The sequence below is a fragment of the Murdochiella vaginalis genome (assembly GCF_902381775.1).
GTDB classification, from domain to species: domain Bacteria; phylum Bacillota; class Clostridia; order Tissierellales; family Peptoniphilaceae; genus Murdochiella; species Murdochiella vaginalis.
Genome location: NZ_LR698969.1, coordinates 891439 through 913448, shown reverse-complemented (window position 1 = coordinate 913448; position 22010 = coordinate 891439). Strand labels below are relative to the sequence as shown.

General features: G+C 51.5%; 22 protein-coding genes. 6 read left to right on the top strand and 16 right to left on the bottom strand.

Features of this window, described 5'->3' with window-relative positions; translation table 11 throughout:
* From FXY30_RS04020 to FXY30_RS04005, 4 genes are all read right to left on the bottom strand, one after another.
* On the bottom strand, window positions 1-576 hold the full coding sequence (locus tag FXY30_RS04020) for a hypothetical protein (protein ID WP_071705421.1): 576 nt from the start codon (window positions 574-576) through the stop codon (window positions 1-3).
* Between the two features lie 8 nt (window positions 577-584).
* Window positions 585-1577 (bottom strand): flotillin-like protein FloA, encoded by a 993-nt coding sequence (floA, locus tag FXY30_RS04015; protein ID WP_071705420.1) that lies wholly within the window; start codon window positions 1575-1577, stop codon window positions 585-587.
* Between the two features lie 194 nt (window positions 1578-1771).
* Window positions 1772-1951, bottom strand: coding sequence for a 30S ribosomal protein S21 (rpsU, locus tag FXY30_RS04010; protein WP_066924319.1), 180 nt, complete (start codon window positions 1949-1951; stop codon window positions 1772-1774).
* A gap of 124 nt (window positions 1952-2075) precedes the next feature.
* Window positions 2076-2426 carry a histidine triad nucleotide-binding protein gene (locus tag FXY30_RS04005; RefSeq protein WP_071705418.1) on the bottom strand — a complete coding sequence of 117 codons (351 nt, stop codon included), beginning with the start codon at window positions 2424-2426 and terminating at the stop codon, window positions 2076-2078.
* A 253-nt stretch (window positions 2427-2679) separates the two neighbouring features.
* On the opposite strand from FXY30_RS04005, the gene FXY30_RS04000 reads away from it, so the two are divergent.
* From FXY30_RS04000 to FXY30_RS03985, 4 genes are all read left to right on the top strand, one after another.
* Entirely contained in the window at window positions 2680-4314 is a 1635-nt protein-coding gene (locus tag FXY30_RS04000) for a substrate-binding and vWA domain-containing protein (RefSeq protein WP_083428190.1), read from the top strand.
* The gene (locus tag FXY30_RS03995; protein WP_083428189.1) at window positions 4314-5018 is read left to right on the top strand and encodes a 5-bromo-4-chloroindolyl phosphate hydrolysis family protein; all 705 of its coding nucleotides are present in this window, start codon (window positions 4314-4316) and stop codon (window positions 5016-5018) included. The genes FXY30_RS04000 and FXY30_RS03995 overlap by 1 nt, the downstream gene beginning before the upstream one ends.
* Window positions 5015-6088, top strand: coding sequence for a type 2 periplasmic-binding domain-containing protein (locus FXY30_RS03990; RefSeq protein ID WP_071705417.1), 1074 nt, complete (start codon window positions 5015-5017; stop codon window positions 6086-6088). Before FXY30_RS03995 ends, FXY30_RS03990 begins: the two co-directional genes overlap by 4 nt.
* A gap of 132 nt (window positions 6089-6220) precedes the next feature.
* Complete coding sequence (locus FXY30_RS03985) at window positions 6221-7726, top strand: C69 family dipeptidase (RefSeq protein WP_071705416.1); 1506 nt, start codon at window positions 6221-6223, stop codon at window positions 7724-7726.
* Between the two features lie 101 nt (window positions 7727-7827).
* Here the strand turns inward: FXY30_RS03985 and FXY30_RS03980 are convergent, their stop codons facing one another.
* On the bottom strand, window positions 7828-8256 hold the full coding sequence (locus FXY30_RS03980; protein ID WP_071705415.1) for a PaaI family thioesterase: 429 nt from the start codon (window positions 8254-8256) through the stop codon (window positions 7828-7830).
* Window positions 8257-8390: 134 nt separating this feature from the next.
* Here FXY30_RS03980 and FXY30_RS03975 point away from each other — a divergent pair, with 134 nt between their 5' ends.
* Window positions 8391-9575, top strand: coding sequence for an NAD(P)-dependent malic enzyme (locus tag FXY30_RS03975; RefSeq protein WP_071705414.1), 1185 nt, complete (start codon window positions 8391-8393; stop codon window positions 9573-9575).
* Between the two features lie 105 nt (window positions 9576-9680).
* Here FXY30_RS03975 and FXY30_RS03970 read toward each other — a convergent pair whose 3' ends face one another.
* The 11 genes from FXY30_RS03970 to FXY30_RS07570 form a co-directional block, all read right to left on the bottom strand.
* Window positions 9681-10688, bottom strand: a complete 1008-nt coding sequence (locus tag FXY30_RS03970) for an aminomethyltransferase family protein (RefSeq protein ID WP_071705413.1) — start codon at window positions 10686-10688, stop codon at window positions 9681-9683.
* 17 nt (window positions 10689-10705) lie between these two features.
* Window positions 10706-11548 carry a bifunctional 5,10-methylenetetrahydrofolate dehydrogenase/5,10-methenyltetrahydrofolate cyclohydrolase gene (locus FXY30_RS03965; protein ID WP_083428187.1) on the bottom strand — a complete coding sequence of 281 codons (843 nt, stop codon included), beginning with the start codon at window positions 11546-11548 and terminating at the stop codon, window positions 10706-10708.
* An 85-nt stretch (window positions 11549-11633) separates the two neighbouring features.
* Complete coding sequence (locus FXY30_RS03960; RefSeq protein WP_071705412.1) at window positions 11634-12302, bottom strand: formate/nitrite transporter family protein; 669 nt, start codon at window positions 12300-12302, stop codon at window positions 11634-11636.
* 16 nt (window positions 12303-12318) lie between these two features.
* A complete protein-coding gene (locus FXY30_RS03955; RefSeq protein ID WP_071705411.1) occupies window positions 12319-12921 on the bottom strand; it encodes a HutD/Ves family protein in 603 nt (200 codons plus the stop codon).
* Window position 12922: 1 nt separating this feature from the next.
* Entirely contained in the window at window positions 12923-13396 is a 474-nt protein-coding gene (ybaK, locus tag FXY30_RS03950; protein WP_071705410.1) for a Cys-tRNA(Pro) deacylase, read from the bottom strand.
* A gap of 11 nt (window positions 13397-13407) precedes the next feature.
* On the bottom strand, window positions 13408-14262 hold the full coding sequence (locus FXY30_RS03945; protein ID WP_408631982.1) for a 3-hydroxybutyryl-CoA dehydrogenase: 855 nt from the start codon (window positions 14260-14262) through the stop codon (window positions 13408-13410).
* A 164-nt stretch (window positions 14263-14426) separates the two neighbouring features.
* The gene (locus tag FXY30_RS03940; RefSeq protein WP_071705408.1) at window positions 14427-14705 is read right to left on the bottom strand and encodes an HU family DNA-binding protein; all 279 of its coding nucleotides are present in this window, start codon (window positions 14703-14705) and stop codon (window positions 14427-14429) included.
* A gap of 117 nt (window positions 14706-14822) precedes the next feature.
* Window positions 14823-15809 (bottom strand): hypothetical protein, encoded by a 987-nt coding sequence (locus FXY30_RS03935; RefSeq protein ID WP_147659376.1) that lies wholly within the window; start codon window positions 15807-15809, stop codon window positions 14823-14825.
* 119 nt (window positions 15810-15928) lie between these two features.
* On the bottom strand, window positions 15929-16132 hold the full coding sequence (locus FXY30_RS03930) for a cold-shock protein (RefSeq protein WP_019190236.1): 204 nt from the start codon (window positions 16130-16132) through the stop codon (window positions 15929-15931).
* 75 nt (window positions 16133-16207) lie between these two features.
* The gene (locus FXY30_RS03925) at window positions 16208-18862 is read right to left on the bottom strand and encodes a valine--tRNA ligase (RefSeq protein ID WP_071705406.1); all 2655 of its coding nucleotides are present in this window, start codon (window positions 18860-18862) and stop codon (window positions 16208-16210) included.
* Window positions 18863-18871: 9 nt separating this feature from the next.
* Complete coding sequence (locus FXY30_RS07570; RefSeq protein WP_157885032.1) at window positions 18872-19021, bottom strand: hypothetical protein; 150 nt, start codon at window positions 19019-19021, stop codon at window positions 18872-18874.
* A 312-nt stretch (window positions 19022-19333) separates the two neighbouring features.
* Here FXY30_RS07570 and ppdK point away from each other — a divergent pair, with 312 nt between their 5' ends.
* Complete coding sequence (gene ppdK, locus FXY30_RS03920) at window positions 19334-21961, top strand: pyruvate, phosphate dikinase (protein ID WP_071705405.1); 2628 nt, start codon at window positions 19334-19336, stop codon at window positions 21959-21961.
* Window positions 21962-22010: the final 49 nt, after the last annotated feature.

Below are 22010 nucleotides of genomic sequence, written 5' to 3'. Positions count from 1 at the left end.
TTACTCCCCTCTTTGGCGGCGCAAACGCCTTAGCATCCTTTCGTGCCTAGCTTTTCGCCGCTCAGCCGGCGTGCTGAGCAATTCTTTGGCCACAACGGCTTGTGTTAACCATGCCTTTTGTTTCATCCTATTCGGCGCCGATAATTCCCGGGCAAGTTCGGATAACGGTGTCGAATCAGTTGCTTTTTCTGTTTGTTTCGACGCCGGTTTTTGTTGTTTTTGCTCCGTATCCGCAGGCGTCTTATCCTCGGGCGGACCTTCCATGGAAATCACCGACGGTACAACACCTTCCCCTTCCATGGAGATCACCGGCGGAACGACACCTTCCCCTTCCATGGAGATCACCGGCGGAACGACACTTTCGCCTTCCATCGTACGGACCGGCGGTACAACGCCTTCGCCTTCCATGGAAATCACCGGTGCGACGACACGTTCGCCTTCCTGGACGGAATGAGACTTTGTCGAGGGAGGGCGAGTAGCCTTCGAAGAAATGTTCCGTTCCTTTTTCACCGCATAGGTGTCCCATAGATTTTCAAAAAGATCCAGCAGAAAATCCCCTTGGTTCATCCCGTTCATATTCCGCCTCAAGCATTCTGCGTGGTATCCCCCGGCTTCTGCTCTTCACCGGCGAGGGATTGGCGCATCCGGGTGTCGGAAATCATATTCTGCATTTCATAATAATCCATCACTCCCATGCGGCCTTCGCTCAAGGCCTTGGCCAGTGCTTCCGGCACAAGGGCTTCGGCTTCCACGACCTTCGCGCGTTGACGGCGAATCTCGGCAAGGTTCTCTTGCTCGGAAGCAACCGCCTGCGCACGGCGTTCCTCGGCTTTAGCTTGGGAAATGCGCTTGTCGGCCTCGGCCTGTTCCATCTGCAACTTCGCCCCGACGTTGCGCCCGATGTCGACGTCGGCGATGTCAATCGAAAGAATCTCAAATGCCGTACCGGAGTCAAGTCCTTTGTTCAGCACCGTCTGTGAAATCAAATCCGGGTTTTCCAGCACGGCGGAATGCGTCTTGGAAGAACCAACCGTAGTGACAATACCTTCGCCGACACGCGCAATAATGGTCGCTTCGCCGGCGCCGCCGACTAAGCGCTGAATGTTCGCGCGCACCGTAACCTTGGCTTTCACCTGTACCTCGATGCCGTTCTTCGCGACGGCGGCAATTTCCGGCGTTTCAATCACCTTGGGATTGACCGATACCTGCACCGCTTCCAACACATTTCGTCCGGCTAAATCAATGGCCGTCGCTTCTTTAAAGCTTAAATCGATGTTGGCGCGCTGCGCCGCGATGAGCGCGTCCACAACGAGGTTGACGTTACCACCGGCGAGATAATGCGCTTCCAGCTCATTTAACTGCAGGGAGAGGCCGGCCTTGGTGGCCTTAATCAACGGATTGACGATGTGCGACGGCGTTACGCGACGCAGGCGCATGCCGACCAAGTCACTGATTTTTACAGGCACGCCCGAAAAACGTGCCGTAATCCAGAGCCCCACCGGCACAAATACAAAGAAAATACTGAGCAGAAAAACCGCAATGAGTAGAACCGGTATTGCAACGAAATTGTCATCCATCCTTAATGTCCTTTCCAGATCGTTTCAATTTGTGTTATTTGTACCCGTTTCCGCCATTTTTCTTCGTTTCGCAGACGAGAACCTTCCTCCGTGGATGCGAAAGGGAAAAGGCAAAATCGATCGACGTGAAGAAAGCGAAAATGCTCGTACAAAAACGAAAAGATGGCATCCGTGAGATGCCATCTTTACAAGACTTACCGTTTACGATTTTTACGACGAGCCGCTTCTGACTTCTTTTTGCGCTTGATGGACGGCTTTTCGTAATGTTCACGCTTGCGATACTCGGCTAATGTGCCTGCGCGAGCGATGGAACGTTTAAACCGCTTCAGAGCACTTTCAATGGATTCATTGTCTCCGACGCGAATCTCCGGCATTTTTTCACCCCCCTCGGGTTAAATTCGTAACTTGAATTATATGCGATGAGCATTAGAAAAGTCAACCCGTGAAAAAGCGAGTAGCTATATTAGGCAGACGCCGGCTTCTGACTCCCTTTTGAGACTAGGCATCAAAGCCCGGAAAGCGAATGGGTTGTCCCGCGAGGACGTGAAAATGCAAATGATCGATACTCTGTCCTCCGTCTTTTCCGCAATTGCTGATCACGCGATACCCACTTTCCGCAAAGCCGTCGCGTTTCGCAACAGAGGCAATGGCCTCAAAAATGCGAGCGACAATGGCGGCGTCTTCCCCGTCGGCGAACGCATTTGCCGAGGCGATATGCTTTTTCGGCACAAAGAGAAGATGTACCGGCGCCATGGGCGAAATATCACGAAACGCCACCACATTCTCATCTTCGTATACCAGCTCCGTTGGAATTTCTCCCTGTGCAATTTTACAAAATAGACAATCCATTTTGGCTCCCTTCCTTCTTTGACCTCTATGCCTTCTCTTCCGCGGCATTCTTACCCCAATTTCTACTTCACGTTCCCCTTACCATTTTATAACGAAAAGCTCACAGAAACTTTACATGGGATGCGCTTCTAATGGCTATTTTCCGCCATTTATTCGATATAATGAAGCCAGATTTTCGGTTTCTTACATAGCGATGTCGGCTCTTTTTTCTCGGAGTGGCTGGCTCTTTTTTCTCGAAGTGAAAGGAAAAATGATGAAAAAATCGTCCTGGTTTGTTCTTCTCTTGGCATTTGTTTTGCTGTTCACGTCCTGCGATGAACTTGCTCCGAGTGATGGATTATCCCATACGGAAAACAAGAACGATGCCGATTTTATCACAAACGCAGGATCCGGTGAGCCGCTGAAAATTGTTGCCGGCTCCGAAATGAAAGTGCTGGAACCGATCTTTGAAGAATATGCAAAAAAGAGCGGAAAGCGCATCGAAATGGATTACCTGGGATCACTGGACATCATGCGCCTTATCGGACAGGAGGAAAACCCGTATGATGCCGTTTGGCCGGCATCCCTTCTATGGCTCAATATGGGCGACACCCGCCATACTTTGAAACACATGGAAACCATTGCGGTCACGCCCGTCATTTTCGGCATCCGCCAGTCTCTTGCAAAAGAGCTCGGCTTTGCCGGTCGTAAAGATGTGACGATGGCTGAAATTGAACAGAGCATCACCAGCGGAAAGCTCAAGTTCGCCATGACCTCGGCTACGCAATCCAATTCCGGCGCAAGCGCCTATCTGGCTTTTTTAACCGCCCTCTCGGCTACTCCTCAGGATGGCATTACGAAAGAGGATCTGGAAGATTCCAAGCTCCAAGAGCGCATCACCGCCTTTCTCAGCGGCGTCAATCGTTCTTCAGGCTCATCCAACTGGCTCGTCGACCTGTTTTTGCAAGGCGGCTATGACGCCATGGTGAACTATGAGCAACTCATCATCCAAGCCAATCAGGAGCTGGAGCGCCGCGGCCAGGAAACGCTGACGGCAGTCTATCCCGCCGACGGCATTTCGCTTTCGGATTCCCCTCTTGCCTATGTGGATAAAGGCGATGCCGAGAAAGAAAAAGACTTTCTTGCTTTTCAAGCGTATCTGCTCAGTGAAGAAGGGCAGCAGCAGATCGAACGCACCGGAAAGCGCAACGCCTTTGGAAAAGACAGTGAAGCCAATCGATCGATCTACAAAAAAGAATGGGACATTCAGGCGGATCGTCTTCTTTCACCCATTCGTTTACCGCAAAATGCCGTCATCGAGCAGGCGCTGGACCTCTATCAATCCAGCTTCAAAAAGCCGGCCTACACGGTCTATGTGTTGGACTATTCGGGAAGCATGAGCGGAAAAGGATACAATTCCATGATGTATGCCCTAAGCGAAATTTTGGTGCCGGAAAATGCGAAGAAAAATCTCTTACAGGGGACGACTAAGGACCGCACGGTGCTCCTACCGTTTTCTTCCGAGGTATATCAGCCGAAAGAGGTTGTCGGAAAGGATCCAAGTGAGCTGTACACCTTTGCCCAAAGTTTTTCGCCACGAGGAGCCACTTCTCTTTATGAAGCGGTGGATTATGCCTTACATTACCTGGATGAGCGTCGCAAGGAACTTGACAACTACATTCCCGCCATCGTAGTCATGTCGGACGGCATGGCCAATGGAACGATGAGTGCTTCCGATTTAAACGCGTCTTATGAAGAACGGGGGCTTGATATTCCGATCTTTACCATTCTGTTTGGGGAGGCCAGTGAAGAAGAGATGAAGGCCCTTGCCGAGATGTCCAACGCCCGTGTCTTTGACGGGCGGGAAGATCTGGTTCATGCCTTCCGTACGGTAAAGGGGTACAACTGATGACGTTCTGGGGTCGCGTGAAACGGCATCTCTCTGCGGAAAAAGAAAAACGCCGCCAGGAAGAGCAGGAGGAATCCACAGGAGCTGCGCCAAAAGGCAGTGCCGGAAAAACCGTGCTTGCCGGACTGATCGGCTCGCTTCTCTTTCTCATCCTGTTGTTTCTCTTGCATTGGCCCTTCCCTGTCGCCCTTCTTCTGGGGCTGGGCATTACCGTCGCTCTTCAATTTCTGACGAAATCGGTGGAACGGATCGGTACCACGCCGATTGATCGTTTGGAGCAGGGCGAGGAAGCACTTCTGCTCTATCGTGCAACACGCAAGACCATGGATGAAATGCGCCAATGGCAATATCGCATTACCGACGGAAAACTCTTTAAGCAAGCGGATGAGCTGGTTCGTGTAGGGGCAGATATTTTTTATTACCTCACCCGTCACCCCGAAAAAATTTTGCCCTCTCGCCAATTCTTAACCTACTACTTGGAAACGGCGAATCGCATTTTTCAAAACTATGTGGAAATGCAAAATGCACACCTTTCGGAGGAAAAATTTCTCTCCATTCGCGAACAGACGGCGACATCCGTCGACTATCTGCACACCATCTTCGTGAATCAGCGTGATGGATACCATCGCGATGCGATGCAGAATCTGGAAGAGGAATCGGAGCTGTTAGAAAAAACCATCACTATGGGAGGAGGACGAAAATGAATCGCAATAAATGGATCGGAGTCGGCATATTGGGCGTCGTTGCCGTCTTTGCGGCGATTTACGTGTTTTTCGTCGCCAACCGGCCGAAGGAAGTGGCGATTAACGGCCTTTTGGGCGGCGAGAAAATCGGGCTGTTCCAAAGTCAGGAATTCCTAGACACCATGAAAAAAAGCCACCTTTCGGTGGATTATCGCAAAGCCGGATCCATCGCCATGGTCACTGAAACAGCACAAAATCAAAATGCCCAACAGTTCGACTATCTGTTTCCGGCAAGTAAAATGGCGGCCGAAATCTATAAGGAGCAGGGTGGAAAATCGGTCGCAAGCGATATTGTGTTCAACACCCCTCTGGTGCTCTATTCGCGTAAAATGGTCGTCGATGCGCTGCAGAAAAAAGATATTGTGAGCACACGGGACGGCATCTACTACGTCAATATGAAAAAATTGGCCCTGCTCATTGCCGACGGCACTTCCTGGGAAAGCCTCGGTCTTCCGCAACTCTACGGCAACGTGTTGGTGGATACCACCGACCCCAACGCCTCCAATTCGGGGAATATGTTTTTAGGCCTTCTGGCCAATAGCTTGAATGACGGCAAAGTGGTCACGCCGGACACACTTGCCCGGGTCAAGGAACCCCTTCGCCGGATATACCAGGAGATTGGACATATGCAGTCCTCGTCTGCCGACATGTTTAATCAGTTTCTCAAGCAAGGCGTCGGCGCCTACCCCATCGTCGCCGGGTACGAAAATCAGATTCTTGAGCTGACGCGCATGGAGCCGGATCTTTTCCGGCAGGTGCGTGATGATCTGATTCTTCTGTACCCGACGCCGACGGTTTGGTCGGATCACGTATATATTGCCTTGACGGAAAACGGAAAATTGGGCTTGGATGCGCTGCTTTCCAAAGAAGTCCAAGCCATGGCCTGGAAAAATCACGGCTTTCGGACCATTGCCGCCGGAACAGCAGATCCGTCGCTTTTCGCGGTTCAAGGCGTGCCCAAGGACATTACCGGCGTCATGCCCATGCCCTCCTATGCCGTCATGCAGGCGCTCATGCAGGAAATTCGTTAATCGTGCTTTCTTCTTCCTTTGCCAAAGAAAACGCAGGACGGCTATAATGAGATCGGTCATCCGGTCTCTTTTTTTGTCCGATGACCATTGAAAAGTACGGAGCAAGAAGAACAAAAACAGAAAGGAAAACAAATGGCTTGTACCACCATTTTAGTCGGAAAAAAGGCCAGCTATGATGGCTCCACGCTCGTCGCGCGCAACGAGGATTGCGGAAGTATCGGATTTACGGAGAAACGCCTTGACGTCGTTCTGCCGGAGCAGCAACCGAAGGTCTATAAATCGGTCATTTCGCATGTAGAGATTCCCTTGCCGGAAAATCCCCTGCGCTATACGGCGATGCCGGATGCTCGTTTACGGGATGGCCAGTGGGCCGCAGCAGGGGTAAATGCCGCAAATGTTTCCATGTCGGCAACGGAAACACTCACCACCAATCCTCGCGTGCAGGGCGCAGATCCCATGGTGGAGCGCATTCCGGCGAAAGGAAAAGAGGGTGAGCCCGATTACGTTGCGGAAGTGCCGGGTGGAATCGGCGAGGAGGATCTCGTTACGATCGTCCTTCCCTACATTCGCAGTGCGCGCGAGGGCGTTTTGCGTCTGGGCGAGTTGCTCGAAACCTACGGTACCTACGAAAATAACGGCATCGCCTTCCAGGATGTGAACGATATCTGGTGGCTGGAAACCATTGGCGGACATCATTGGATGGCACGCCGCGTGCCGGAGGACAGCTATGTCGTCATGCCGAATCAGTTAGGTCTGGATACGTTCGATTTTGCAGATGCCTACGGCGAACAGAAGGACTTTCTCTGCTCAGCGGATCTCAAAGCATTTACGGAAAAGCATCATCTGAATCTTTCCTACGGAGATGCCTTTAATCCGCGCGATGCCTATGGCAGCCATTCGGATGCCGACCATGTCTATAACACCCCGCGCGCATGGATTGTACAGCGCTTCTTCAACCCCACCGAGACAAAATGGGACGGTCCGGATGCAGACTACACCCCCATGGCAAACAACATCCCCTGGTGCCGTGTGCCGGAGCGAAAAATCACGGTGGAAGATGTGAAGGAAGTGCTCTCCAATCATTATCAGGGCACGCCGTATGATCCCTATGCCAAAAAAGGCGATCCTTCCGAGCGCGGTCTCTTCCGCCCCATCGGCATCAATCGCAATGCGCATCTGGCCTGTGTGCAGATTCGCCCCGAGCTTCCGGAAGCCTGCCGCGTCGTAGAATGGGTCGCGTTTGCCAGCAACGTCTTTAATGCGTTCTGTCCCCTCTATGTCAACGTCAATCGTGCCCCGGCGTATCTCACCTTCACGCCGGAGAACGTCTCGACGGATAGCTTCTATTGGGCAAGCCGCCTCATCGGTGCTTTAGCGGATCCGCATTTTTCGGAAAACATCGCCCACATTGAGCATTATCAGGAAAATGTCGCCTGGCGCGGGCATCAGCTGCTGAATCAGTGGGATGAAAAAATCGTCGAAGAGAAGCATAGCTATTCCTCTGCCACGGCTCTTCTGGAAGAAGCAAACGAGGAGTTGGCGAAAATGCTGCGCGAGGAAACCGATAAAGCGCTGGCCAATGTGTTAAATGAGACCAGTCGTTTGATGAAAAATGCGTTTGCACGGGCGGATCGGTAAAAATAAAAGGTTCCCGCCCTGCATAGCCGAAAAGAACAAAAGAGCTGCCCGGAAATTTTCCCCGAGCAGCTCTTTTTTGCTCACTTTTTTTGATCGTGGGCTTACTCCTCGATCATTTTTCGTCCGGAACGCAGGAATGTCGCCGTTGCACGCCCGATAAGCCGTTCCTCCACATAAAGCATCGCTTCGGTTACCACGACTTTTCGTCCCGCTTTGATGATCGTCGCACGACAAATCACCGTATCACCGGAATGCACCGCGCCCAAAAAATGATAATTCATATCCACTGTCGCGACCGCGTCATTAAACGATACCAGCGCCGTCGCCATCGCGGCATCCGCCATGGTCATGAGCACACCGCCCTGCACCACGCCCTGTGGATTCTGATGTTTTTGCTCTGACGTCACCAGCTTGGTTGTCGCCGTGCCTTCCTCGGCTTCAGTAATCTCGATACCGGCCTCAATCATAAATCGGTTGGTCGTGCGGCGCAGATCCACCAGCCGGTCAAATAGTTCCCGTGAAATCTCCATTTCTCCTCCTTTTCTTGCGCTTTTATCATACCCTTTTTCCATACAAAATGCGTTTGGCAACCCAAGGAAAATGCGCTACTCTATAAGGGAAGAGAAAAGGCGGTCCTGTTCGACCGGAGCAATGGAGGTTGTCCATGAAAGATGTATTTGCACGTTCTTTGGCACTACATGCCGAATTAAAAGGAAAAATGAGCACAGAGTTAAAGGCGCCCCTGGAAAATCAGGACGATCTTTCTCTAATGTATTCGCCGGGTGTCGCACAGCCCTGTCGCGAAATCGCTGCGAATCCGAAATCGGTATACAACTACACTTGGAAAGGCAATACAGTTGCGGTTGTAACGAATGGAACGGCCATTCTCGGCCTGGGGGATCTCGGTCCCGAAGCGGCCCTTCCGGTCATGGAAGGCAAATGTGCGCTGTTTAAGCGCTTTGGCGGTGTGAATGCCGTTCCGGTACTCATCGATTCCAAAGATCCGGAAGAGATCATCCGTATCGTTAAAGCTATTTCCCCCACCTACGGTGGCATCAACTTGGAAGATATCAAGGCCCCGGAATGCATCACTATTGAGCAGACGCTGATTGAGGAATGTAACATTCCCATCTTCCATGATGATCAACACGGCACCGCTATTGTGACCACAGCGGCCGTCCTCAATGCTTTGAAGCTGGTCGGAAAGAAGGCGGAAGAGTGCAACGTGGTCATTTCCGGTGTCGGTGCGGCCGGCTCTTCCATCATTCGCATGCTCAAGCGCATCGGTATCGCAAACTTCTATGGCTACAACAGCAAAGGCATTCTCAACCGCAAGCACGCGGACTCCTATACCAATCCTCTCTATCGCGAGCTCGCGCAGATCACCAATAATGATGCGGAAGATCTTACCATTGCGGAAGCCATGAAAAAGGCGGATATTTTCATTGGCGTAAGCGTTCCGAACAAAATCGACAAGGACATGGTGCGCTCGATGCGCCGCGATCCGATTGTTTTGGCAATGGCCAACCCGGATCCGGAAATTCCCTACGAGGATGCGCGCGAAGCCGGTGCCCGCGTGGTAGGTACGGGTCGCAGTGATTATCCCAACCAGGTCAACAACGTACTCGCATTCCCGGGCCTCTTCAAGGGCGCGTTACAGGTGCATGCAACAGAAATCAATGAAGAAATGAAGCTGGCAGCCGCCTATGCGCTGGCCAACTTAGTGCCGGAAGAAAAGCTGTCGGAAGAATATGTCATTCCGGGTCCGTTTGAAGCGGGTGTGGCCGATGCGGTGGCCGAAGAGGTCGCTGCCATCGCGGTGAAAATGGGAGTTGTGCGGGCCGATTAAAGCTTTCGACACCGTCTTTCCATTATAAAAATTTCCATTATGGATATGAAAAAGGCCGGAGCCAACGATTGCAGTTGGCTCCAGCCTTTTTATGTCACGCAAAGCTTATGCTTTAATCCGCGCATCGTCGATGTCATAGAAAACGCGCGGCGTAAGCGTTGTCTCTACGCCTGCTATGGTAATGGTGTCGCCTTCTTTCACGTCCGCAAGGTTCACCAGCGCATAGCCGATGCCGCCTCCCAAGGTCAGGCTTTCGGTGAACATTGTCACCTTGCCGACTGTCTTTCCCCCGGCCAGCACCTCTGCTCCCGGCGCGATGGGAAGATCCGCCTTTTCCGTGCGGAAACCGAGGAGCGCGCGCTTGGCCCCTTCTTTCTTGACCTTTTCCAGCGCCTCTTTCCCAATAAAGTCTTTGCTCCAATCGACGGTCCAGTCAAAGCCGACCTCCAACGGATTGGTTCCTTCCAAATCTCTCATGAGCACGTAGCCTTTTTCGAGCGGAAGACTCGTTAAAATGGCATCCGTCGTCATGCGTGTGACCTCGACGCCGCACTTCTTGCCGGCTTCTTCGAGTGCCTTCATGGTCGCTTCCACGGTATCCGGCGCGAGATACAGTTCATAGCCAAGCTCACCGGTAAAGCCGCTGCGCGCTACGTAAATCTTTTGTGCACCAAGCGTATTGGGAACAATGTGGAAGCGCCGAATTCCATCTACCGACTCGCCCAGGATGGCATTGAGAACTTGGCGTACCTTCGGGCCCTGCACGGCAATCATGGACGTCTCGCTCGTGCGGTCACGATACGAAACATCCTCTCCCTTCTTGACCGCATCAAAATGCGCGATCATCTTGTCGATATAGAGCGTCGAAATCCAATAACATTCCTCTTCCATGCGGAAAATGATGACGTCATCACGAATGATGCCCTTTTCGTCCAGCATGGTGGTGTATTTTGCCTGACCGACTTTAGCATGCGAGAAGCCGTTCACAAAAACCTTGTCTAAGAACGCACCCGCATCCTTTCCGGTCACTTCCAACAATTGATGCGTAAAATCATAAATTCCTACCGCTTTGCGAACCGCATCATGTTCCCTGCATTTTAACTCCTGTGCCATGCGTCCTTCCTTTCTGTTCAATTTTTTATTCCGTTGGCCTTCGCGCAGGCGTCCACCACGTGCTTTGCAAGAACCGTAGTGGTTATGGCGCCGATACCGCCCGGTGTCGGCGTTGCTGCCTTTACGATCGGCGCAACCGCCTCCCAATCCAAATCGCCGTGTATCTTTCCGTCTTTACGACTCGTGCCGACGTCAATCACAATCTGTCCCTCGGAAACGTAGGAAGCATCCACCAATCCGGCCACACCGGCCGCCGAGATCACGATGTCCGCCTTTCTGCTAATAGCGGCAACATCTCGGGAATAGATATTCGTCATGGTAACCGTCGCGTAACGGTCTGCCAGAAGCATCGCCAAGGGTCTTCCCACTACCAAACCGCTTCCGATGAGTACTACATTTGCGCCCTTGAGCGGAATATCATAGTAATCCAAAAGTGCCATGACTGCGCCCGGAGCACAATAGGAATAGCCTTCGGCATTTCCGGCCAGTACATGACCTAAATTGATCAGAGTCGCGCCGTCCACATCCTTTTCCGGCGCAATAGCTGCCTTCACGCGTGCAGCATTCATGTGCGCAGGCAATGGCTGCATGAGAAGAATGCCATGAATTCCCGCGTCGGCAGAAAGCTGTCGAATGGTCTCAATGGTCTCGCTTTCTTTTGCCTCCTCCGCCAACACGACAGAACAGACCGCAATGGAAAGCGCATCCATCTTCTTGCGTATGCCATTTTCGTAGCTGATATCCGCAGGCTTCGCTCCCACCCGAACCACTGCCAGCGTAGGCAATATATGTTTCTCTTCGAGTTGGCGGCGAACGGTACGCATGTCGCTTTCCATAGATGCATTTACTTCTTTTGCCAATAATTTTCTCGTAGCCGCCTCCTTTCTTTTCTATTCCGGGGTCTCGTCTGCCGTGATGCCCCTTTCCTTGTTCTTTGACGGGTTGTTATTCCGTCTTTTCCACCTTCACTTGCGTTGTCGCGCTTTTCGTTTTTTCTTCCGCCCACTGCCGCAACGTCGGAAGGAACGCACCGCCGACGACATTGCCTGCCGTAATCACGAGAATGGCAACCACTCCCTGTGCATTCCAGCCGTTACCCGTCCAAAAATAAAACATATCGGCAATGGAGTGTTCAAAGCCGGAAAGAATGAATACCATAACGCCGAAGAACAGCGCTAAATAGCGGCCCAAGTCATAATGGCTCTTATTGTAACCCTCGACGGCGACATAGATGAGAAGGTTGCAGAGGCAGCCCAGAACAAAAAGGCTCACCAACGAATCTCCCAGTTTGGCCGCGACCATTGTCGACGCACGTTCGGTTACGGCCCCGGCAAGGCGCGTTGTACGTAACAGCAGGCTGACAGCACCGGTACCAAGGAGGTTCCCAAGCCAGATAACGGGCAAGCGCCGTAGGGCCGCCTTATCGCTTTGCAGAAGGTAGCAGGCTTTTCCGGTAAAAAGGAAAAATCCGAATTCTACAATGGTGAATAATCCCACGGTAAAAAACAAGGCGCCAACCAACGGGTTTTTCTGCACCAAAAAGACCGCTCCGCCGAAACCGATCATAATGCCGGCGGCGATGCTCTTGAGCATGGTTTCCTTAAATGTAAGCATGTCCTCTCCTTAGCCTTTATTGTCCGCAGACTTCTCCGACAACCACGGGCTCTTTTCCCGGCTTGACGTTGAGAATGGCCAGCTTTGGAGAGGCGGTGATCACCAGCAGACACCCTGCATCCACCGAAATCGTCGTTTCCTGAGATGGTTTGCCTTCCTGGGCACATACGGAAAAAGCGGAACGAGAATACAGTAGGATGGTGCCATCCTCATGAGGAGATAACCTTCTTTCCTCGCGCAGCACTTCGGTATGAGAGGAGAGGCCCTCTCGTGTAATGAGATTGAAGTCGACGCAGTCCGCACTATTTGTGGAGTCCGTCGTCCAGGAGCCGGAGAAGTTTTCAATCTCATACGGAGCAAGCATCCGTTCATAGAGAGCTTCGCCCTTGCAGGAATGATCCACGCTTAAGTGGCCGACGAGCGGAAAAATCATGCGATTATAACCCGTAAATTCGCTGAATGTAGAACTTGTATCCGTAAAGGTGGCGGAAGAGAGGCGCACGGCAAACATGCGTTTTTTGAAATCTTCCCCTGCCGGATCAATGTATAGCTGTGTGGTCGTCCCGCCTGCCCAGGTAGAAACCTGAAATTGATCGGGCGTGATGATTTGATACTCCATTCTATTCCTCCTCTTCTGTTGTTACGTCGGCAAAAGGCGCACCGATCATGGTCGACAGGGCTTGGGGATTTACTTCCACCTGCACGCCAACCTGACCGGCACTGATCGCCATGACGGAAAGTTCTTTCGCTGATTCATCGATCCAGGTACTGAACGCTTTTTTCATGCCGATAGGCGAGCAACCCCCATGGATATAGCCCGTAAGGGCTTTCAATTCTTTTTGGGGGAGCATATCGATCTTCTTTTCCCCGGCTGCCTTCGCCGCTTTCTTCAGATCCAGATGACGCTCAGAGGGAACGACAAAAACGTGCGGCTCTTTTCCTTTGGTGACAAGAGTTTTGTAGGAATGTGCCCGTTGCTTGCCATCTTTGTCAATCATATGTGCGCCGTACGTAATACCTTCCCCTGTATCGTATTCGAAATCCGCATACGGAATCTTGGCTTGCTCGAGGCGACGCATCACATTGGTTTTCATATCGTCCTCATTTACTTCGTATAGTCGTAGAAGCCCTTGCCCGTCTTACGCCCGAGACGGCCGGCACGCACCATTTTCTTAAGCAGCGGATGCGGACGATACTTCGTATCGCCAAATTCCTGATATAGCACCTCCATGATGGCAAGGACGATATCCAGGCCGACCAAATCCCCCAATTCCAAGGGGCCCATGGGATGATTTGCGCCAAGCTTCATAGCGGTATCAATGCCTTCCGGTGTAGCTAAGCCTTCCGCATAAATGCCGATACCTTCGTTGATCATCGGAATTAAAATGCGGTTGACGACAAATCCCGGACCTTCCTTGACGACGACCGGCGTCTTTCCGATTTCTTCGGACAAGGCAACCACCTTCTGGGTCATCTCGTCCGGCGTATCGAGACCGGGAATGACCTCAATGAGCTTCATGACCGGCGCCGGATTAAAGAAGTGCATGCCGATGATAGGGCGGGAAAGCCCTTTTCCCACCTCTGTAATCGACAACGATGACGTATTCGAGGCAAACATGGTCTCCGGCTTGCAAAGGGAGTCGAGATATTTAAAGGTCTCTTGCTTAATGGCCATGTTCTCAATGGCGGCTTCTTCAATGAGATCGCAATCGCCAAGATTCTCGTTCAAGCACGGGGTAATGCGCGCAAGAATCGCATCAGCGTCCGCTTGTTCCATCTTTCCCTTTGTCACCAAGCGAGACAAATTTTTATGGATTTTTTCTTTTCCGCCTTCGGAAAATTCTTTTTTAATATCTGAGAGCATCACCTCGTGGCCAGCCTGTGCAAAGGCTTGTGCAATACCGCTTCCCATTGTTCCCGCGCCAATTACTCCAACTTTCATCCTATCCTCCTTTAGCATGCAATCGCATTTCTGATTCGACAAAGTTTTTTCGCTTTGCTCTTTTTCTTCGCCGTCCTTATACCCTTCTTCCGCCGCTTATGCGTTCTTTTTGTCCGTAAAAACCCTATACGAAAAAGCACAAAAAAAGCGCATGCCGCAGCATGCGCTTCCTGGAAAGATCGTTACTTGTTGACCGCTTCTTTCAAGTTCTTGCCCGCCTTGAACACCGGTGCGACCGATGCCGGAATGTCAATGGTTTCCTTGGGGTTGCGGGGGTTACGGCCCGAGCGAGCCTTGCGCTGACGAGTTTCAAACGTGCCGAAACCAACTAACTGAATCTTTTCACCATCGATGAGAGCTTCCGTTACAGACGAGGTGAAAGCATCCAGGGCGCGGGTTGCTTCCGCTTTGGTCAACTTGCTTTTTTCTGCGATTTGTGCGATCAATTCCGATTTATTCATACTATCCTCCCTAAATTCAACTTCAGTGCAATACTGTAGTTAGATTATACCAAAACTTATGTATACTGCAAGGCAAAATGGGCATTTTTACCGTTTATCCCTTTTCCTAAACGGTTTTTATTGCGAAACATCTTGTGAAACCTCACAAAATGCCGCATGCGGATAAAAACGCAAGTCCTCCGCTTTGGACAACTGATTGAGATAGTCCAGATAGCGCCGGTTTTCCACCTGTTCCACCACTAAGGGCCGCACATCCTTCATCTGGTCTTTTCGTCCTTCGACATACACCACGAGATAGAGCTCCGCCTTTTGATCGTAATAAAAATTCACCGTTCCCAACGTCTGCTCGAAAATCGCGGTATTGCGAACGCGCTCATCATCCAAGGCAACATCAATAAATCGCGAAAAAGAGGTCTTATCAAAGAGATCATTATTTACTACACTTTCGTATTCGCCGATATCACGAGGAGCAGATTTTAATTTTTCCACCATATCGGTCGCCTCTGCACGGGTCGGCACGGTGACTTGACTGTACGTGAGAAGTGTACAGGATAACGGATTCTTTTTATAGAAATCTAAAAGCTCTTCTTCCGTAACGGGATGTGCTGCAAAATACGCTGCACGATGCGCTTTTTCGCTTGCTTCACAACGCAGAGACTCCAAATACGCATCTTTTGTCAGGTGAAGATTCTGCAGCTGCGTCATCAACCCCTGCTCATCACCGAAACGTTGCAGGGCTTGCTGCCACGCCGCAGCAGACAGCGTGGAGCTGTCCACAGAAAGTGTCTTATCCGCTTCAATGACCTTTTCCAAGGTCAACTGATGCGCCAGGTCGAGCAGTACTTTATTACGCTCTTTCTCTGTTTTTTCCGGCAAGGTATCTTTTCCTTTGTGCAGAGCGCGATCCAGAATTTGGGCTTGCTGCATCAGCTCCTCCCGCGTAAGGATCACCTTGCCGCCAAGCGTGGCAACCACGTCTCCCGCCGGCTTGCAGGAGGTCAACAGCACAAGGAGCAGACTGAGAAGAAAGAAGAACGCCGGAAAACCGGCGGCATGATCCCCCGCTTTTCTGTTTCCCGATACAGTCTTTTTCCATTCGGTCATACCGTCCCCCTTTTTCCGCATTTCGAGCATTTTCTCAAAAACGGACAAAAAAAGAACCGGTGTCATACGACACCGATTCTTCGCGTAGCATTTCATCCATCTATAAAAATCGTTGCCGATTATAATTTCTGAACGTTTGCTGCTTGCGGGCCCTTTTCGCCGTCGACGATGTCGAACTGGACGCTCTGGCCTTCATCCAAGGTGCGGAATTCACCCGTATCCGGAAGAGCGGAGAAGTGAACGAACACATCGTTGCCATCTTCCGTCGAGATGAATCCATAGCCCTTTGTTGCGCTAAACCATTTAACCGTGCCTTTAACCATGTTACTAATTCCTCCAAAATTTTTACTTCGGTCAATACGACCTGAGTAAGATGGTAACACGAATCACCCTGCTCGTCAATGTTCCGCGTTAGCTAGGGCTTCGGTGTCCGCCAACGCTTGCAACACCTCCGGCAAAAGGCTTTCATACGATGCTAACTTTTCGCGCTCTTTCTCGACCACCGCTGCAGGGGCTTTGTTGACAAAGCCGGCATTACTCAGCTTTTTCGTCAAACGGGCAATTTCGCCCTCGATACGCTGTTTTTCTTTCGTCAGTTTTTCCAGCTCCGCCTCATAATCCATAAGGCCGGCAAGCGGAACATAAATTTTCAGCTGTTCCTGAACAATAGTTGCCGCACCTTCCAGCTGTGGATCCTGTGCAAGAATCTCCACCTCGTTGGCACCGGCAAGAGTCATGATACGGCTCTTCATTTCTTCCAGCATCGCGCGAGTTTCTTTCTCCGCAGCATAAAAGACTACTTTTCCTTTTTTGGAGAGAGAAATATTGCGCGATTGCCGTTCGTTGCGGATGGCGGTTACCGCGCGCAAAATACGATCCATGGCCGCCTCTTCACGAGGAAAATGGAAGGATGCATCTGCCGTCGGATACGGCGCGTGAAGAATCTTTCCGGTCGTGCCCGGAAGCGCAGCCCAAATTTCTTCTGTGATAAAAGGCATCACGGGATGCAGCAGGCGTACCACCGCACGCAACACATGTAAAAGCACCGACAAGGCACAGCGTTTGGCTTTCGGATCCGCACCGTAGAGTCGCTCTTTTACCATTTCAATGTACCAATCGCAGAAAGAGAACCACGTAAAATCGTAAATTGCTTGGGTCGCCAAGCCGATTTCAAAACGATGGAGATTCTGATCCACGGTCTCTTCCAGGGTATTCAACGACGAAAGGATCCAACGATCTTCAACCGTCCACTCCTCCGGCGAAAGATCCTCCACGAGATCTTCTTCGACATTCATCAATACAAAACGGGTCGCATTCCAGAGCTTATTGGCAAAGTTGCGGCTGGCCTCGACGCGCTTTTCGGAAAAACGCGTATCATTTCCCGGCGTATTGCCGGTTACCAGCGTATAACGCAGCGCATCTGCGCCGTATTGATCGATGATTTCCAAGGGATCGACGCCGTTTCCTAACGACTTAGACATCTTTCTTCCCTGTTCATCGCGTACGAGACCGTTGAAATAGACATGGGAAAATGGCGACTTGCCGAGAAAATGCTCGGCGCTGAATACCATGCGAATAACCCAGAAAAAGATAATGTCATAACCGGTAACGAGCGTGTCGGTTGGGAAGAATTTTTCAAGATCTTCCGTTTTTTCCGGCCAACCAAGTGTCGAGAATGGCCAAAGAGCAGAGGAAAACCAAGTGTCCAAGGTATCCGGATCCTGTGTAAAGGCCGTTTCGCCGCATTTCGGGCAAACGTCCGGTGTCGATTCGGAAACGACCACTTCACCGCAATGATCACAATAATAGACCGGCAGGCGATGTCCCCACCAGAGCTGACGAGAAATTGTCCAGTCGTGAATATTGTCGACCCAGTTGTTATAGATGCTCGAAAAACGAGCGGGAACAAGCTGCAACTCCCCGTCATTCAGCGCTTTCTTCGCGCCTTGGATGTAGTCCTTCATGGCAACGAACCACTGTTTGGAAAGTAACGGCTCAATAACGGTTCCGCAGCGTTCGCAATGACCCACAGCATGGGTGAGATCCTCAACATGATCCAGTAAGCCTTGTTCCTCCAGATCCGCCACCATGCGCTTGCGTGCGGTGAAACGATCCAGGCCGGAATAGGGTTCATAGCCTTTGGCAATGGTGGCATCGGTATTGATGACCACACATTGTCCCAGATGATGGCGCTCTCCTACTGCAAAGTCGTTCGGATCATGGCTCGGTGTAATTTTTACACAGCCGGTGCCGTATTCTTTATCGACATAGTCATCGGCAATGACCGGAATTTCACGGCCCACTAAAGGCAAGATGAGCTTCTTACCAAGTAGAGCCGTGTAGCGTTCATCTTCCGGATTGACCGCCACGGCCAAGTCGCCGAGCATCGTCTCCGGACGCGTCGTTGCGACGGTCAGATACCCGTCGCCTTCCGCAAACGGATAGCGAATATGCCAGAGATGTCCTTCATCATCCGCATGATCCACTTCGGCGTCGGAAATGGCCGTTCCACAGTTCGGACACCAGTTCACGATGCGATCGCCGCGATAGATATGTCCTTCGTTGTAGAGTGTCTCAAAAACGTGATACACCGCATGGGAGAGTCCTTCGTCCAGCGTAAACCGTTCGCGGCTCCAGTCACAGGAAACGCCCAATTTTTTTAGCTGCTCACGAATGCGTCCGCCATACTTTTCCGACCATGCCCAAGCCTCTTCCAGGAATTTTTTACGGCCGATGTCTTGCTTGGTTTTTCCCTCGGCCTCCAGTTTCTGTACCACTTTGCTTTCGGTAGAAATGGACGCATGATCCGTTCCCGGCACCCAGAGTGTTTCGTAACCGGACATACGCTTCCAGCGAATGAGAATATCCTGCAGCGTATTGTTAAGAGCATGACCCATGTGTAACTGACCCGTTACGTTCGGAGGAGGCATAACAATGGAATAGGCCGGTTTCTCGCTTTTCGCATCGGCCGTAAAATCGCCGTCGGCAAGCCAGGAGTCATAGATGCGTTTCTCAAACGCCTTCGGATCATAGGTTTTTTCCAGATTTTTCATGATCCCTCCTTAAAAGCCGAATGAACCGACGCCGACGATCAATACGCCAAGCACCATGGAGATGGCCAAAATAAGGGCAAGAACACGAATCCACATCGCACGGCCATTGCGATTTCGTTCCGAAGCCTTATTTTTTTCTTTTTTGTTTACTGCTTTCATGCGTTCCTCCTTCGTTTATTCTCTATATCTTACCATACTCCCCAATTATACGGATAAAGTTGCGCAGGAGATGGAGCTTCGCTTCTGAATTTTCTCCTTTTTATCCCATTGTGTGATAAAATTTTTAGTGCATGCGATCGTATCGAGTGCGAGAACTTTCGCCGTGCGCATGACATTTTCTCTATTCCACATCGAAGAGAATTTCTCTTTGAGGGTATAGTAAGAGCGTGGTTTTGTGATTCGGGCTTTGCCCGATGGCTGCGGATATCGCCCGTTTTCGGGAGCGATCCGAAGAAAGGAGAACAACGTACGATGGGAAAGAAATTTGTTTATGACTTTAAGGAAGGCAATCGCGACCAGCGCCTTCTTCTCGGTGGAAAGGGCGCGAACCTTGCCGAGATGACCAACTTGGGCATTCGTGTGCCGCAAGGCTTTATCGTCACGACAGAAGCCTGCACCGAATTCCAAAAAGAGCAAAAGCTCTGGCCGGAATTGCAGGAAGAGATCCGTGAGCATATGAAGCATCTCGAAGAGACCACAGGAAAGAAATTTGGCGACGAGTCCGATCCCCTGCTCGTTTCGGTGCGCTCCGGTGCCCCCATTTCTATGCCGGGCATGATGGATACCATTCTGAACCTCGGTTTGAACGATGTTTCCGTCAAAGCCGTTGCCGAAAAATCCGGCAATCCGCACTGGGCGTATGACTCCTATCGTCGCTTCATTACGATGTTCTCCGATGTTGCCATCGGTCTGGATCGAAACAAGTTTGAAGCGATTTTGGAAAAAGAAAAAGAAAAAGCGAACGTGGAGCAGGACTATCAGCTCAGCGCGGAACAGTTAAAGGAAATCGCCGAAGAGTACAAGGTTCTGTATAAGGAACTGACCGGCGAAGAATTCCCGCAGGATCCGCGTAAACAGCTTGAAAAAGCCATTACAGCCGTTTTCGAAAGCTGGAACAATGAACGCGCCATCCTGTACCGCAAGATGAATGAAATTTCCGACGATCTGGGCACCGCCGTTAACGTGCAGCAGATGGTCTTCGGTAATATGTCCGATACCTCCGGTACAGGTGTTGCCTTTACGCGTAATCCGGCAACCGGCGAAAATGCAATCTTCGGCGAATACCTCATCAATGCGCAGGGCGAAGACGTCGTGGCCGGTATCCGTACTCCGTCCACCATCGCTCATCTGGAAGAAGAAATGCCGCATGTCTATGAAGAATTCGTGAAGACGGCACACCTTCTGGAAGATCACTATGCTGATATGCAGGATATGGAATTCACGATTCAGGATGAACAGCTCTTCCTGCTGCAGACTCGTAACGGCAAGCGCACCGCACAGGCTGCCTTGAAAGTTGCGGTCGACCTGGTGCATGAAGGAAAAATCGACAAGGAAACCGCCATTACGCGCGTCGACCCCAAGTCTTTGGATCAACTGCTACATCCCACCTTCACAGCAGCATCGCTGAAAAATGCGATCATGCTGACCAAGGGCCTTGCAGCTTCTCCGGGCGCAGCTTCAGGCAAAATCTCCTTCAGTGCGGATGATGCGGAAAAGCGTACGCAGAATGGCGAAGCGGTTCTGTTGGTTCGTAATGAAACCTCGCCGGAAGATTTGCGCGGCATGGTTTCCGCACAGGGTATCGTCACGGCACGCGGCGGTATGACCTCCCATGCGGCTGTCGTCGCTCGCGGCATGGGCAAATGCTGTGTTTCCGGCGCACATGATCTGCGCATTGACTATGATGCCCAGACGCTCACCATTAACGGCAAGGTCTACACCACCAACGACACGCTGTCGCTGGATGGCTCCACGGGTGCTGTTTATGAAGGAGAATTGCCGACAGAAGCGCCGGCGCTCACCGGCGATTTCGGTGAATTTATGGGCTGGGTCAATGAGATCAAACGTCTGCAGGTGCGTACCAATGCGGATACACCGCGTGACGCGAAGCAGGCCATTGAATTTGGTGCGGAAGGTATCGGCCTTTGCCGTACCGAGCATATGTTCTTCGAAGGCGACCGCATCAACGTGGTGCGCGAAATGATCCTTGCGAAGGATGAAGAAACCCGTCAGAAGGCACTGGATGAAACTCGTCCGATGCTGGAAGAAGATTTCTATCAGATGTACAAGATCGTCGGCGAACGTCCCATGACCGTACGTCTGCTCGATCCACCGCTGCATGAATTTGTGCCGCACACGGATGCCGAACAGCAACATGTTGCCGACCTGATGAACATCTCTCTGGACGAAGTTAAAGCGCGCGTCAATGCATTAGCAGAAGCCAACCCGATGCTTGGTCACCGCGGTCTGCGTCTGGCGATCACCTGGCCGTCCATCTACGCCTCTATCTCCCGCGCCATTGTGCAAGCTGCACTGCGCGCAACGGATGACGGCGTGAAGAACATCGTTCCGGAAATCATGATTCCGCTCACCGTGGATGATAAAGAGTATCGCTATGTCGAGAAGGTCGTACGCGACGAAGTCGAGAAGGTCTTTGAAGAGCAGGGACGCAAGCTTGACTACCTCGTCGGCACCATGATTGAAACGCCGCGTGCCGCTCTCTTGGCTGGTGAAATTGCCGAAACCGCACAGTTCTTCTCCTTCGGTACCAACGACTTAACGCAGATGAGCTTCGGCTTCTCCCGTGATGACGCCGGTTCCTTCCTGCCGGAATACACCGAAAAGAAGATCTTCGAGCGTGATCCGTTCGTCTCCTTGGATCAGAAGGGCGTCGGTCAACTCGTCAAGATGGCTGTGAAGAACGGCCGCGCAGCAAACCCGGATCTGCACTTGGGTATCTGCGGCGAACACGGCGGCGATCCGGCAACGGTGAAGTTCTTGGATGGTGTCGGTCTGGATTATGTATCCTGCTCACCGTACCGCGTGCCCATCGCTCGCTTAGCGGCGGCACAGGCGGTTGTGGAAGCAAAGAAAAACTAACATCGCAATGCACTGCAATTTTTGTAGCGCATAAAAAGGGAGGTGCCAA